Raw genomic sequence first — 13,049 nt, 5'->3', positions numbered from 1 at the left:
TACGGTCAGTGACACGGCTCACGAGCTGTGGGTTCGGGCTGCGCCGCACCCGGCTACGCCACCGCTCAGGCGCGCGAACCTGGGTAGGACCCGGGATCTTCGCCGACAACCTCCAGCGGAGGGCGGTTATCAAAGGCACGGCACCCCAAACCCGCGCTTCGCTGACATCGACAGCCAGTTGGTCAAGGCTCACCAGCCCTTTTCAAGGGGCAAGTAACTCGGGCAGAGCTGATGACCCGCCGGTTGGCCGGCGGACAAGACCAGTGGCGGTACTGCGCCTGCTGGGGCCCACTGGCCGCGAACTGGTCACCGAGGTAGTCGAGCTCTCCACCGTGAAGGACGGCGTCATCATCGAGAGCTGCCCCTTCGACCTCGATACTGCGGTCGTCCTCGCCGCTACGCCCCTGTGACGTCCACGGATGGGGTGGAATCGGGACCGCGTCCGGCTGGCTGGCGGGCCGGGGCCGGTCGTGATCGGGGCAGTAGCCATGCGGGGATGAGGGCGATGAGGGCGAAGCCGACCGTCCACCAGAAGGTTTCGCCGAATGCGCCGTCCAACCCGCCAGAGTTGCCCTCGGTGACCCGCTGGAGGACGACGGCCAGGACGGCGGTGCCTAATGAGCCGCCGATGCGCTGGACGACGCTGGTCAGCCCGGTCGCGCCGGGAACCTGGGCGGGACGCAGCCCCTGGTAGGCGCCGGCCATCATCGCCACGCCCGCCGTGCCCAGTCCCACGCCGCGGACCAGCAGGGCGATGATCTGGAGCAGGTCGCCGGTGCCGGGCAGGGTGAACGGGATCGTGGCCGCGACGGTGACGGCCAGCCCGACCAGGACCAGCGGGCGGGCGCCGATGCGGTCGTTGAGGTGTCCGGCGATGAGCAGCGACAGGGCGGTGCCCACGCCCTGAGGGGCGAGCATGAGCCCGGTCTGGATGGTGGTCAGGCCGTGGACCTGCTGGTAGTACAGCGGGAGAAGGAACATCGGCCCGAAGATCGAGGCTCCGGACAGGAACGTCAGGGTCGCCACGAGCGCGTACGAGCGGCGGCGGAAGAGCCGGAGATCGAGGAGGGCGGCGGCCCTGGTGCGCAGGGCGTGCCAGGCGAAGGCCGCGACCAGGCCCGCCCCGGCCACCAGGCTGATGGTCGCTGTGGCGCTGCCGAGGCCGCCGCCGTCCGCGCCGTCCTCACCGCCGATCTGCGCGAGGCCGTACACCAGGGCGGCCAGGCCGGGTGACAGCAGGACGAGGCCCAGAACGTCCAGCGGCGGACGGCCCTCCGGCCGGCCGGACGGCATCCCGTGCCAGGCGAGCAGCAAGGCTAGAGCGACCACCGGCACATTGACGAAGAACACCCAGCGCCAGCCGGCGCCGTCGATGAGCACGCCGCCCAGGATCGGCCCGATGATCGGCGCGAGCTGGCCCGGGATCGCCACCAGCGCCATGACCCGCCCGAACCGCGACGGTCCGGCGGCTTGAGCCAGAATCGTCTGCGCCAAGGGCAAGATCATGCCGCCCGCCAGCCCTTGCAGCACCCGGAAGGCGATCAGGCTCTCGATCGACCAGGCCAGGCCGCACAGCACCGATGCGACGACGAAGACCGTCAGCGCCGCCATCCACATCGCTTTGGCGCCGAACCGCTGCACCGACCAGCCGGTGAGCGGGATCGCCATGGCCATGGCCAGCAGGTAGGCGGTGGCCACCCACTGCACTGTGGCCAGCGGCGTGTCGAAGCGCCGCCCGAGGCCGTCGATGGCGACGCTGAGGATCGTGGTGTCCAGCAGCGAGGCCAGCGCGCCCAGCACCACGATGCCGGCGAGTTTGAGCAGGGCGGGATCCAGGCGTGCGGGCTGGGCCGCCGGGGTCATGATCTCTGCTCCGCGCGTAGGGCGTAGGCCGGGGCGTGCTCGGGGCGGGGGCCGGACGCGAGCAGCTTCGAGGGGATCTTCTTGAACGGCGAGAAGTACCTGGCGAGGAAGACCAGTGGGCGCGGCGCCCGGGCGCCTCTGCCGGAGAAGGCGGGCACGAACATCGCCCGGTGCAGGATCTGCTGGTAGCGCTGGACCAGCACGGTCGGCCACCGGCGGCGCTTTTGCACCCGGGCCAGGTCGGCGGTGGAGAGCCTGCCGGCGCGTAGTGGCTCGATCAGGAGCGTCCCGGCGGCGACGGCGTCCTGGATGGCGAGGTTGATGCCCATGCCGCCGGCCGGTGACAGGGCGTGCGCGGCGTCGCTGATGAGCAGCACGCCCTCGGCGTACCAGCGCTCCAGCCGGTTCAAACGGCGACCTCGATCCCGGCGCGGGCCAGCAGCAGACCGAGCATCATCCCGGCCGGACCACCACCGGCTATCACCACATTCATGCGCAGTCCCGAGACCGTGGGAGCAGCGCCTGCGCGGCTGCCCAGACTCGCGCCATGCCGAACTCGGCCACCCCGCGCAGCAGGTCGCGCAGGGTCTCGTCGGTGGCACCGGCCGACCTGGCCAGCTCCGCGTGCAGGCGCAGGGACGGGCCGAGCGTCTGGTAGAAGACGTCGACGACCAGGCAGACGAGCGCGCGCTCGCGGACGCTGAGGTGCGGACGGGCCCAGCGCTGGGCGAGCTGGTCCTCGGTGAAGGTGACCAGGCCCGGGTCCACGTCCTCCAGGGCGCGTACGGCTCGGGCGAGCGGGCCGGTCAGCGGGGTGGGTTCGACGGGCTTGTCGTCCTGGGCCGGGGGCAGCCCGAGCTCGGTCAGGCGTTGGAAGGCGGTGACCACGATGGGGTAGCCCACGTAGGGAGCCAGGTGCCGGTAGAGCTCGCGGATCGCCTCGGGGTCGACTCCCTGGGCCAGCGCCATCTGCAGATGCATGGCGAGAGGCTGGTCGAGGTGGGGGTGGCACAGGTCGGCGGTGAGGCAGACGAAGGCCTTCTCTCGTGTGGTCAGGTGGGGCAGGCCCCAGAGGTTGTGGCCCGCGCCGACGGCGAGCTGGGCGAAGACGGGATCGAGGGCGGCGAGAGCTTCGGCGCCGGCGAGGTTGGGCAAGGCGGGCTCCTGTTCAGGACAGGCCGAGCGCGCGAAGGCGCAGGCGGTCGAGGGTGTACTGCGGGACGATGCGGCCGAGGGTGCTCATCAGCCGAGACTTCTTGCCCACCGGATATCGGGAGCGGGGCCTGTTCGAGGCGAGGGCGTGCAGGACGGCACGGGCGACCACGTCCGGGCTGGAGCCTGAGCGCTCCTCCTTGAGACTGGCGGTGGTCATGGTGCGGTAGGCAGCGCCGTACAGGCGCTGTCCTTCCTCGCCGAGGGAGGCAAGGCGGGGCTCGACCTCGTCTTCGAGCTTGTCGACCGCGTCGGTGTGGATGGAGCCGGGTTCGATGAGCACGGCGGCCACGCCGTACGGCTTGAGCTCCATGCGCAGGGCGTCGTTGAGCGAGCGGATGGCGTGCTTGGAGGAGCACAAGGGGCCGCCGAACGGCAGGGTGATCCAGCTGCCGACCGAGCCGACGGTGACCACGCGCCCGCGCGAGGCGCGCAGCTTGGGCAGCATGGCCTGGGTGACGGCCACCTGGCCGAAGACGTTGACCTCGTACTGCCGGCGCAGCGCGTCCAGGGGGACGAACTCGAGCGGTCCGGTGACGCCGATGCCGGCGTTGTTGACCAGGGCGTCCAGGTGGCCGACCCGCTCGGCGGCGTCGGCGATCTGGCCTGCGTCGGTGACGTCGAGAATTATCGGGGTGACGGTTTGGCCGAGCGCGTGGCCGTCGGCCTCCTTGCGCACTCCGGCGTAGACGGTGTAGCCCTCGCGGGCCAGCAGCAGGGCGGTGGCGCGGCCGATTCCAGTGGAGGCACCGGTCACCAGCACGGTCTTCGACATGCGGGGTTCCCTTCCGGGTCAGTAGTAGGCGCGCATCAGTTCGCTCGCCCAGGCCGGCTGCACGGTTTCACCCTGTGGGCCGAACTCGGTCATGTAAGGCTTGATGTCCAGGACCGGAGTGCCGTCGATGGCGTCCAGGCCGCGGACATGGAGGTCCAGACCGTCCACGGCAAGCAGCCGGCAGCGGGAGACGCCCAGCAGGTTCGGGCGGTTCTTGCCGCGCTGAGCGAAGATGCCGACCTTGGGCCATTCCAGGTTGCCCCGGGGGTGACGGGCGGCGGTGTTGATGGAGGACGGGTCCACGAGATGGAACCGGAACACCACCTCCAGGTGAGAGAAGGCGTCCAGCCCTGCGAGAGACTCCGGCCAGAAACGGGTTCCGTCGAGACGGATCAGCGCCTGTTCGGTGTTCCAGTCGTCGTCGAACGCGTCAGCTCGCCCACCGACGACCGTTCCCACCGGCTGCACGACGATTCGTGCCATGTCTTCCTCCACTAATCGGGTCAAGGACAGCGCATGCTCTCGGCGCTGCATCACCGCGACGGGCAACTCGCGCCCTTTCTGTACTGCACACAGCAGGCGTTCCGGCACCAGCCCGCCTCACGGGAGGGCCTCGATGCCATCGGCGACGAGCGCCTTGCGCAGGTCTTGTCGAAGACCTAGGCGATCACACCAGAGCGAGCGAGAAGCAGGCCCAGCATCAGGCCGGCCGACCCGCCGCCAGCGAGACGACGTTCATGAGAGTGATTCCTTGATCAAGCCTGGGTGTTCACGACCGTACGGCTCCGCGACCCGGACCCACATCAGTCACCGTGACTGAAGCCAGATGCAGGAATCACGAACTGCTTAAGTAAGTAGGGACTCGGGGCGTTGCGATCGAGGGGCTCGCCCACAGGACTCTGGACCAGCAGCGTCGCCCTCAGCGCCGCACGGGTGACGCCGCACGGCGGTGAGATCGTCCTTCGACAGCCTCGGCCCAAGCATGGGCCATGTCCTGCCGCCGGTCGGCGCCGTCCAGGCTGAAACCGGTGTGCGGGAGTCGCCGGGCACTGTCGCTGTGGCTCAGGCGAAGGAGGTAATCGGCATCTGCATGCCGGTCGACCGGTGAACATCAGTCAGATGGCTCAAGCGATCCCCGAGGGCCCCGGCTAGCGTCGTAGCCATGAAGTCGACCAACGGCCCATGGGCCAAAGAAGCCCTTCTCAAAATCAAATCTCAGAATCTTTAGTTTTTGAGATGGCGGTAGATAGTCGCACGGGAGACGTCGAAACGGGCGGCTATCTCCTCGCCGCTGCGGCCCTCGGCGTACAGGGAACGCGCCTGGGCGACCTGCTCGTCGGTGAGGATGGCGCGTCGTCCGCCATTGCGCCCCCTGGCCCGACCGCGCGCTCGGGGTACGGCCGGTTCGCCGAGCAGCGCCCTGGCGCCGTCCAGGATCAGGCTGCGGAGTTGTTCGGCCGGTGCGTCGCGGAACAGCACCACCGGATCGGCCAGCCCGGCGACCACCTGGCAGGCGCGCACCTGCTGCTCCATCCCGCCGCCGGGACCGGCCACCAGCTCGTTGGCCAGGGCGATCGCGGCGCGGAAGCGGTCGGCGATCGGCGCCTGGACCAGCAGTGTCATGTCCTTGACCAGCATGATGAGGGTGTGGCGGTGGCGCAGGTGCACGTCGACGTAGCCCTCGATGGCCCGCCACCGCACCTCCTCGGCGCCGTCGGCAGACTCGGCCTCGGCCAAGACCGCCTCAAGCTCGTCCAGGAGCGGCAGCGTGAGCCGGCGGAGGATCTCCTCCTTGGACTCGAAGTGGTAGTAGAGGGCGGCCTTGGTGATGCCCACCTCGTCGGCGATGGACTGCATCGAGGTGGCGCGGTAGCCGCGGGCGGCGAACAGAGCGCGCGCCGCCTCCAAGATCCGCTGAGAGGTCATGGACTCCACTTACCTTTGGTCAGATTCTTCGCTACGGTGCTTACCGATAGTCAGTCTATTGCCCATGAGGATGATCTACATGCGAACCAAGGTGTCCTTCAACGCCGCCGGCGTCCGATGCGCCGGCTACCTCTACCTGCCCGCCGATCCTGGACCGGTGCCATGCGTGGTGCTCTGCCACGGCTTCAGCGGGACCATGGACCGGCTCTTCGACTACGCCGAACGCTTCTCCGCCGAGGGCTTCGCGGCGCTGGTCTTCGACTACCGTAGCTTCGGTGAAAGCGACGGCGAGCCGCGCCAGGTCCCCGACATCGACGGCCAGCTCGTCGATATCAGCGCCGCTGTGGCCTTCGCCCGCGCGCACGAGCGGGTCGACCCGAGCAGGGTGCTGTTGTGGGGCAACTCGCTGGGCGGCGCGCACGCCATCACCGTGGCCGCGGGCGATCGCCGGATCGCCGCCGTGGTGGCGCAGATCCCGTTCAACGGCTTCCCGAAGAAGGTCGAGGGACGCTCGACCGGCGAGACGCTGAAGCTGCTGGCCGCGATCGTCTGGGACGCGCTGCGCGGCAAGCTCGGCCTGCGGCCTTACTACATCCCCATGGTGGGACGGCCGGGAGAATTCGCCGTCACCGCCACCCCCGAGGCCGACCAGCACATCCAGACGCTGACCGGCGGAGGAAAGACGCTTTGGCGCAACAGCGTCGCGCCCAGGGGCCTTCTGCAGATGATGCGCTACCGACCCGCCGAGGCCGCCGCCCGCCTGACCTGCCCGCTGCTGGTCTGCGTCGCCGCCCAGGACCGGGAGACGCCGCTGGAGACCACCCGGGTGCTGGCCGACCGCGCGCCACGCGGCGAACTCCGCACCTACCCCGGCACCCACTTCACCTTCTACACCGATCCGAGCTTCCGGGACCAGGTGGTCGCCGACCAGATCGATTTCTACGGTCAGGCATCCGCGAAGGTGTGATGAACGACGCACGAGCGTCTATATGTGCAACATTGCGGACATCCGTATCTTGGAGTGCCATGCTGTACGGGCGTCAGGCGGAGCAATCCGTCATCACCGAGTTGCTGGAAAACCGCTCGGGCGCGCTGGTCGTGCGCGGAGAGGCGGGCATCGGCAAATCGGCCCTGCTAGGGTGCGCCGCGGCTGGAGCCCAGGCGCAGGTGTTACGGGTCGCCGGGGTCGAGTCGGAGGCCGATCTACCCTTCGCCGCCCTGCATCTGCTGCTTCGCCCCGTTCTCGACCACATCGAGGCGCTGCCGCGCCAGCAGGCGGAGGCGTTGCGCGGCGCGCTCGGACTTGGCGGCGCCACCCGGGGAGACCGCTTCCTCGTCGGGCTGGCGACGCTCAACCTACTGGTGGAGCTATCGGCCGCGGGTCCGGTGCTGTGCCTGGTCGACGACGCGCAATGGTTGGACGGCGAGTCCGCCGACGCGCTGCTGTTCGCAGCACGCCGCCTGCACGCCGAGCCCGTCGCCGTCCTGTTCGCCGCGCGGGACGGCGCGTTCCCCGCAAGGGGGCTGCCCGAGCTGCGGCTGCGCGAACTGGATGCCGAGGCGGCCGGCAAGCTCCTCGCCGAGCAGGCCGCGGACCTGCCGCCCACCGTGCGCGACCAGCTGATGACCGAGGCCGGGGGCAACCCTCTCGCCCTGATCGAGCTGCCCCGCATGCTCACCTCCGAGCAGCGCAAGGGGGCCATGGCCCCGCTGCCCTTCGCGGCCGGTACGGCGCAGCCGGTGACTGACCGGGTGCTGATGGGCTTCCGCAACCGCGTCTCGGCGCTTCCCCCCGCCACCCGCTCCTGCCTGTTGGTGGCGGCCCTCGACCACCACGGCGGGCTCGACGTGCTGGCACGCGCGGTCGGCCGGCTCAGAGCCTCCCTGGTCGACTTCGCCGAAGCCGAGCGCGAGGGTCTGGTCCGGGTGGGACCCGAGGGAGTCGCCTTCCACCATCCGCTGGTGCGTACGGCGGTGCTGCTCGCCTGCGACATCGCCGCCCGAATGGCCGCACACCGGGCCCTGGCCGAGACCGCCGACGGTGACCGGCGCGCCTGGCACCTGGCCGCCGTCACCCTGCAGCCCGACGAGGAAGTGGCGGGACTGCTGGAGGGCCTGGCGCTGCGCGCGCTGCGCCGCGGCGGGCAGACGGCGGTGTCGGCGGCCTACGCCCGCGCGGCCGAGCTGTCGGCCGACCCCCATCGAGCCGTACGCCGGTGGACCGCCGCAGCCCAAGCCGCGATCGAGGCAGGCCTGTGGCAGCGCGCGGGCGAGCTGGTAACCAAGGCGCGGCAGCAGGCCGAGACGGTCACGCTCGCCGGGCCCGTCCAGGCCGAGCTCGCCTACGTGCGCGCCAAGCTGGAGGTCGAGGCGGGCCGGCCGCTGGACGGGGTCCGGCTGCTGCACGAGGGCGTCGAGGCGACCGACGACCTGCCCGCCAAGCTGTCGCTGCTGGCCATGGCCGGCTACTACACCTGGGCCAGCGCCGCCCATCCCGACCAGCTCACGCTGGCCCGCCGCACCGAAGAACTGTCCCCGGACGGGGAGGGGGCGGTCGCCGTGGTGCGCACCATGAGCCACGCCTTCCGCCACGTCCTGGAGGGCGACGCCACCACCACGCTCCTGTCCGGCATGTCGGGCCAGGGCGCCCAGATCCCGTACGAGCTGCGCTGCCTCCACGTGTTCCAGGGGATCGTCCGCGACAACATCGCCGGCATGCTCGACGCAGCTACCGCGCTGGTGGAGGAATGCCGGGCGGAGGGACGGCTGGGTCGCCTGCCTCAGGCCATGGTGATCCTGTCCATCGCCCAGCTCCTCGGCGGCCGGCATCCCTCCGCGCGGGCCACCGTGACCGCCGGCCTGGCCCTGGCCTCGGACGTCGGCCAGCCGATGTGGCGCGGTTACCTGGCGGGCATCCATTCCTGGCTGTCTGCGGTCGCCGGCGCGCAGGAGGAGTGCGAGGCGCTGGCCGAGCAGGCGATCCGCGACGCCGACCATCGCCGATGGATGCCCGGAGCCGGCTGGGCGGAGTGCGCACGGGCGATCCTCGACCTCGGGCTGGGCCGTTATGAATTGATGCTCGACCGCGTGGACCGGTCGAGGACCGGCCCCACACGCCATGCCTTCCTGTGGCGATATTCCTGGCCCGACTACATCGAGGCCGCCGTCCGGGTGGGGAACCCGCAGCGTGCCTTGGACCTGCTCAACCGCCTGGCTGACGCCGCCGAGGCCACGGGCCGGACCGCACCGCTGGCCCTGCTCCACCGGTCCCACGCGCTGCTGGCCTCCGACGATGAGGCCGGGATGCTGTACGAGCGGGCGCTGGCCCTCCACGCCGAGGACCGGCAGCCGTTCGACGAGGCACGCACCCGCCTGGTCTACGGCGAGTGGCTGCGCCGCAACAAGCGGCGCGCCGAGGCACGCGCGCAGCTGCAGGCCGCCATGGAAGTCTTCGACCAACTCGGCGCCGCTCCCTGGTCAGCCCGCGCCGCCGCCGAACTGCGCGCCACCGGCGCCGCGCCCGTCCGCCGTACCGACACCTTGGGAGAGCTGACCCCGCAGGAACTCCATGTGGTACGGCTGGCCGCGACCGGCGCCTCCAACCGCGAGATCGGCGCGCAGCTGTTTCTGAGCCCACGCACCGTCGCCTCCCACCTGTACAAGGCCTTCCCCAAGCTAGGCGTCTCCTCCCGCGCCGAACTGGCGCGGCTCAAACTCGGCGACGGCTGATCAGTTGCGCGGCGACGCCCACCGGACAAGACCTGTGCGAATCCCGCCCGAGCCCGGCGGCGTGTCCGTTCCGGCACCTTCATCCGGGAGGGCAGTTCTGCGATATTCAGGCGGTGAGCACCACCTTGCCTCGCACATGGCCACCCTCGACGAGGTGATGCGCCCTCGGGACCTCGCGTAGAGGAAACGTCTGGACGGGCAGGCTCAGACGGCCGCTCGCGGCCAGGTCGACAACCTCGCGCAGGGCAGTCAGCGAGCGGCCTCCCACTCGTTGCACGCCATGTTCCTTGACGGCGTGCTGGTCGACGGTGGTCCCGATGCGGTGGCGATCTGGGACCAGGGCGAGGCTGGCGGTGATGGCCTGCCCTCCGACCAGATCCAGGGCCGCGTCGATGCCTTCCGGCGCCAAATCGCGGACCCGGTCGGACAGGCCGAGACCGTAGATGGTGGGGATGGCGCCGAGGTCACGTAGGTAGTCGTGGTTCCTCTCGCTCGCGGTGCCGATGACCTGAGCGCCCAGTTGCCGTGCGAGTTGGACGGCGAAGGTGCCGACACCGCCCGCCGCCGCGTGGATGAGGACCGTGTCACCGCGGCCTACGCCCAGCTGGGACAGGGCGGTGTGGGCGGTCTGTCCGGCGGCGGGCAGGCCCGCGGCGACATCCCAGGGGACCGACGGTGGTTTGACAACCAGGCTGTCGGCGTCGGCGAGCAGGACTTCCGCGTAAGCCTGGGCCGTGGTCGAGCCCACCACGTCGGTGCCGACGGCGACGGAGCTGCCGGGGGGAATGTCCGGGCCGAGGGCGATGATGGTGCCGGCGAACTCGTTACCCAGGCGTTGCGGGAATCGCGCGGGGAAGGCGTCCGCGAAGTCGCCGCGGCGAAGCTTGCAGTCGACGGGGTTGACTCCGGCCGCGTGGATCCGCACGAGCACCTGGCCGGGGCCTGGTCGTGGGGTGTCGATCTGCAGGGGACTCAGGACCTCCGGGGGGCCGTAGTGGCTGAACGCGATGACGGTCGGCATGAGGATGCTCCTTGATCAGCTGGCGAGGGGCAGCTCGCAGGGTCTCCCCACCAGGTCAAATTGGTACGAGCGAGATCTCGTCCGGGCATGTTCGGGATCGTCGGCGCGCGGCTCACGCCGACGCTCCCGCACTACCTGACCAGCGCGTGAACCTGCTGCTCCTCGGCTTTGAGCTGGCGGTTCTCCTTGATGAGGAGGTAGATCAGCAGGGCGCTCATGATGAGATGCCCGCCGGCGGTGTACAGGCCGGGGAAGTAGCCGCCCTTGAGGATCGGGAAGACGAAGTGGGCGATGCCGTTGAGCAGGCCCGCGCCCAGGGCGTACCACCACAGGAAGAAGTTGGCCACCCGGATGCGGTAGAGCGCGCCGGCTCCGGCGAAGAAGTAGAGCGCGCCGAAGCCGAAGACGAAGACCAGCAGGAACTCCTTCTCCGGCCAGTCGCGCGGCGAGTCGAACAGCTCGACGATCTCGTGGGGGAAGCCGCCGGTGTACTCCTCGGCCATGTGGATGAGCTGGAAGCCCACTGCGCACAGGTAGGCGGCGATCACCTTCCTGGACTTCACCGGCCGGGCGTAGCTGAAGGTCATCCAGCCGCTCCAGCCCAGCACGCTGGCCACCACGAGGATCACCGCGCCCTGGAGGGGAAGGGTGGACAGGGCCCAGGCGCAGAAGGCCACGGCCAGGATCGCCATGACGGTCGCCGAGTAGGGTTCAGGTCGTTTGGTCATGACCGGAACGCTATGCAGCGCGCACTGCCGGTCGCCTCCGTCAGGTGACTGATCTGCCCAGCATGCCTATCAGTCACCTGACAGAGGCGGGAGCCGGTGCCGGCTGCCTAGCGTCGTGCTCATGAAGGCGATCAAGGGCGCGATCCGGCTCGTGGCCGTCGCGGGGCTGGTGTTGTCGCTGTCAGTCCCGGCTCGGGCGCACGTCGTCGAGGCGGGAGCGGATCTGCGGGTCACGCAGACCTTCGGAGCGGGCGACGTGACGCTCGTCATCACGGGAGTCTCGCAGGTGCCGGCGCCGCTGCGGGTGAGCGCGCAAGCCATCCACTCCGCGAGCCTGGAGCTCGGGGTGGAGTTACGGTCGCTGACCCATGGGAGCCGGTCGACCGGTTCGGTGCGCATCGGCCAGGGTGCGGCCACGCTGCGGGCCGAGCACGCAGGCCCGTACGAGCTGTACGTGCGTGCCGGTGACGAGGTCTCGTTGATCCCGTTCCGGGTGCTGGTGCCCGGCGGTGCCTCCTGGGCGATGGTGAGCGACGGCGCGTTCCTGCTGGTCGGTGTGCTGTTGGTGGTCGGCGTGCTCACCGGCCGCCTGTCCAGGCCCGTCGTGGGCGCCGCGAGCGCAGCCGCGGCGGTCGCGGTCGTCGTGATGCTGCTGCGGCCGTACCTGCCCGCTGCCCAGCCGGAGGGCGCGGCACCCGTCGCCGAGGCCGGCCGGCCCTATGTGCAGGGCCGCTTCTCGACGCTGCCCGCCCGGCCCGCCACGGGCGCCGACTTCACCTTGACCCTGCGGCTCGCGGACGGCGCGACCGGCCGGCCGGTCGACGATCTCGCCGTCCACCACGAGGCCCCGGCGCATCTCGTGGTCACCAGCCAGGATGGCGCGGTCTTCCGGCACGTGCACCCGTTGCGGACCGCGCCGGGTGTCCTGGCCGTACGGCTGCGCGTTCCGCAACCGGGCCGCTACCTCGCCCACGCCGAGATCGAGCGGCAGAATTCGGGCGGGCAGCTCGTCTCCGGCGCCTTCGAGGTCCTCGGTGCGGCCCAGCCGGACACCGTGTCGCAGGATACCGCCATGCCCCGCCTCACCCCGGCCGCGCCGGCCGCCGGAAGCCCGGTGACCATCGAGATCAGCCCGGAGGGGCCCGTCCAGCCATGGCTGGGCATGCCCGGCCACCTGATCGTCAGGAGCGAGGACGGAGTGCACCTGGCGCACGCGCACGGGACAGCGGCCGGCGCTTCCGCGCTGCGCTTCACGCTCAGCCTCCCGGAACCGGGCCGCTACCTGGCCTGGGCTCAGTACGCCACCGGAGGCCGGCTTGTGACCCGGCCCTTCATCGTGGAGGTGGAGCGATGAAGCGCGCGCGGTCCCTGATGGCCGTCTGCCTGGTCGCGGCGGGCGTGTTGTTCGCCGTCACTGCGCGTTGGTTCGGCGGTGGCCCCGAGAGCGTGGAGGTGGCCGGCGCGCGGTACATCGTCACTGTGCTGCCGGCCGATCCGGTCGAGGTGCGGGTGACCTCGGGCAAGGCCGACACGGTCACTCTGGCGGCGGCCATGCCGAGCATGGGCCACGCTCTGCCGCCGGTCGGCACCGTACAGACCGATCTTGGCCACTTCGTCGCCGAGGAGGACATGTTCATCATGGACGGTGTATGGGAGCTGTCGATCACTCTCTCCGGCACTCAGGGGGAGGAGGTGATCACCTTCAGCACGGTGGTCACCAGGTGACTGATGGGCGTCTCCGTCACATCAGTCAAGTGACGGAGGCGATCCGCGAAGGCCCCGGGCTAGCGTCGGC

The 13,049-nt window shown here is 70.4% G+C and carries 14 protein-coding genes; 5 read left to right on the top strand and 9 right to left on the bottom strand.

All coding sequences use genetic code 11. The annotated features are described in order from the left end of the window. Window positions 1–263 precede the first annotated feature (263 nt). Window positions 264–410, top strand: a complete 147-nt coding sequence (locus ACIBVN_RS29715; RefSeq protein ID WP_397141886.1) for a hypothetical protein — start codon at window positions 264–266, stop codon at window positions 408–410. On the opposite strand, the gene ACIBVN_RS29710 is transcribed toward ACIBVN_RS29715, so the two are convergent. The 7 genes from ACIBVN_RS29710 to ACIBVN_RS29680 form a co-directional block, all read right to left on the bottom strand. Next, window positions 397–1,863, bottom strand: coding sequence for an MDR family MFS transporter (locus ACIBVN_RS29710; protein ID WP_397141884.1), 1,467 nt, complete (start codon window positions 1,861–1,863; stop codon window positions 397–399). The two genes, ACIBVN_RS29715 and ACIBVN_RS29710, sit on opposite strands and share 14 nt — an antisense overlap. Next, on the bottom strand, window positions 1,860–2,273 hold the full coding sequence (locus ACIBVN_RS29705; protein ID WP_397141882.1) for an FAD-dependent monooxygenase: 414 nt from the start codon (window positions 2,271–2,273) through the stop codon (window positions 1,860–1,862). The genes ACIBVN_RS29710 and ACIBVN_RS29705 overlap by 4 nt, the downstream gene beginning before the upstream one ends. Further along, entirely contained in the window at window positions 2,270–2,317 is a 48-nt protein-coding gene (locus tag ACIBVN_RS29700; RefSeq protein WP_397142065.1) for a hypothetical protein, read from the bottom strand. Before ACIBVN_RS29700 ends, ACIBVN_RS29705 begins: the two co-directional genes overlap by 4 nt. Window positions 2,318–2,352: 35 nt before the next feature. After that, on the bottom strand, window positions 2,353–3,018 hold the full coding sequence (locus ACIBVN_RS29695; RefSeq protein ID WP_397141880.1) for a carboxymuconolactone decarboxylase family protein: 666 nt from the start codon (window positions 3,016–3,018) through the stop codon (window positions 2,353–2,355). A gap of 13 nt (window positions 3,019–3,031) precedes the next feature. Next, on the bottom strand, window positions 3,032–3,850 hold the full coding sequence (locus ACIBVN_RS29690) for an SDR family oxidoreductase (RefSeq protein WP_397141878.1): 819 nt from the start codon (window positions 3,848–3,850) through the stop codon (window positions 3,032–3,034). A gap of 18 nt (window positions 3,851–3,868) precedes the next feature. Then, a complete protein-coding gene (locus tag ACIBVN_RS29685) occupies window positions 3,869–4,441 on the bottom strand; it encodes an SAM-dependent methyltransferase (protein WP_397141876.1) in 573 nt (190 codons plus the stop codon). 633 nt (window positions 4,442–5,074) lie between these two features. Continuing rightward, a complete protein-coding gene (locus tag ACIBVN_RS29680) occupies window positions 5,075–5,776 on the bottom strand; it encodes a TetR family transcriptional regulator (RefSeq protein ID WP_397141874.1) in 702 nt (233 codons plus the stop codon). A 79-nt stretch (window positions 5,777–5,855) separates the two neighbouring features. Here ACIBVN_RS29680 and ACIBVN_RS29675 point away from each other — a divergent pair, with 79 nt between their 5' ends. Then, window positions 5,856–6,743 (top strand): alpha/beta hydrolase, encoded by an 888-nt coding sequence (locus ACIBVN_RS29675; RefSeq protein ID WP_397141872.1) that lies wholly within the window; start codon window positions 5,856–5,858, stop codon window positions 6,741–6,743. Between the two features lie 59 nt (window positions 6,744–6,802). Then, window positions 6,803–9,505 (top strand): LuxR C-terminal-related transcriptional regulator, encoded by a 2,703-nt coding sequence (locus tag ACIBVN_RS29670; RefSeq protein ID WP_397141870.1) that lies wholly within the window; start codon window positions 6,803–6,805, stop codon window positions 9,503–9,505. Between the two features lie 106 nt (window positions 9,506–9,611). On the opposite strand, the gene ACIBVN_RS29665 is transcribed toward ACIBVN_RS29670, so the two are convergent. Next, a complete protein-coding gene (locus ACIBVN_RS29665) occupies window positions 9,612–10,526 on the bottom strand; it encodes an NADP-dependent oxidoreductase (RefSeq protein ID WP_397141868.1) in 915 nt (304 codons plus the stop codon). Window positions 10,527–10,657: 131 nt separating this feature from the next. Beyond that, window positions 10,658–11,254, bottom strand: coding sequence for an HXXEE domain-containing protein (locus tag ACIBVN_RS29660; protein ID WP_397141866.1), 597 nt, complete (start codon window positions 11,252–11,254; stop codon window positions 10,658–10,660). Window positions 11,255–11,375: 121 nt separating this feature from the next. Between ACIBVN_RS29660 and ACIBVN_RS29655 the strand changes: the two genes are divergently transcribed. Together ACIBVN_RS29655 and ACIBVN_RS29650 are read left to right on the top strand one after the other, a co-directional pair. Then, a complete protein-coding gene (locus ACIBVN_RS29655; protein ID WP_397141864.1) occupies window positions 11,376–12,608 on the top strand; it encodes a hypothetical protein in 1,233 nt (410 codons plus the stop codon). After that, on the top strand, window positions 12,605–12,979 hold the full coding sequence (locus tag ACIBVN_RS29650) for a hypothetical protein (RefSeq protein WP_397141862.1): 375 nt from the start codon (window positions 12,605–12,607) through the stop codon (window positions 12,977–12,979). The genes ACIBVN_RS29655 and ACIBVN_RS29650 overlap by 4 nt, the downstream gene beginning before the upstream one ends. The last annotated feature ends 70 nt before the right edge of the window (window positions 12,980–13,049 follow it).

Origin of the sequence: Nonomuraea sp. NPDC049400, from assembly GCF_044466425.1 — a bacterium.
Lineage (GTDB): Bacteria > Actinomycetota > Actinomycetes > Streptosporangiales > Streptosporangiaceae > Nonomuraea.
Note: the sequence above shows the minus strand (reverse complement) of the source record. Positions and strands in the feature narration are given on the sequence as shown.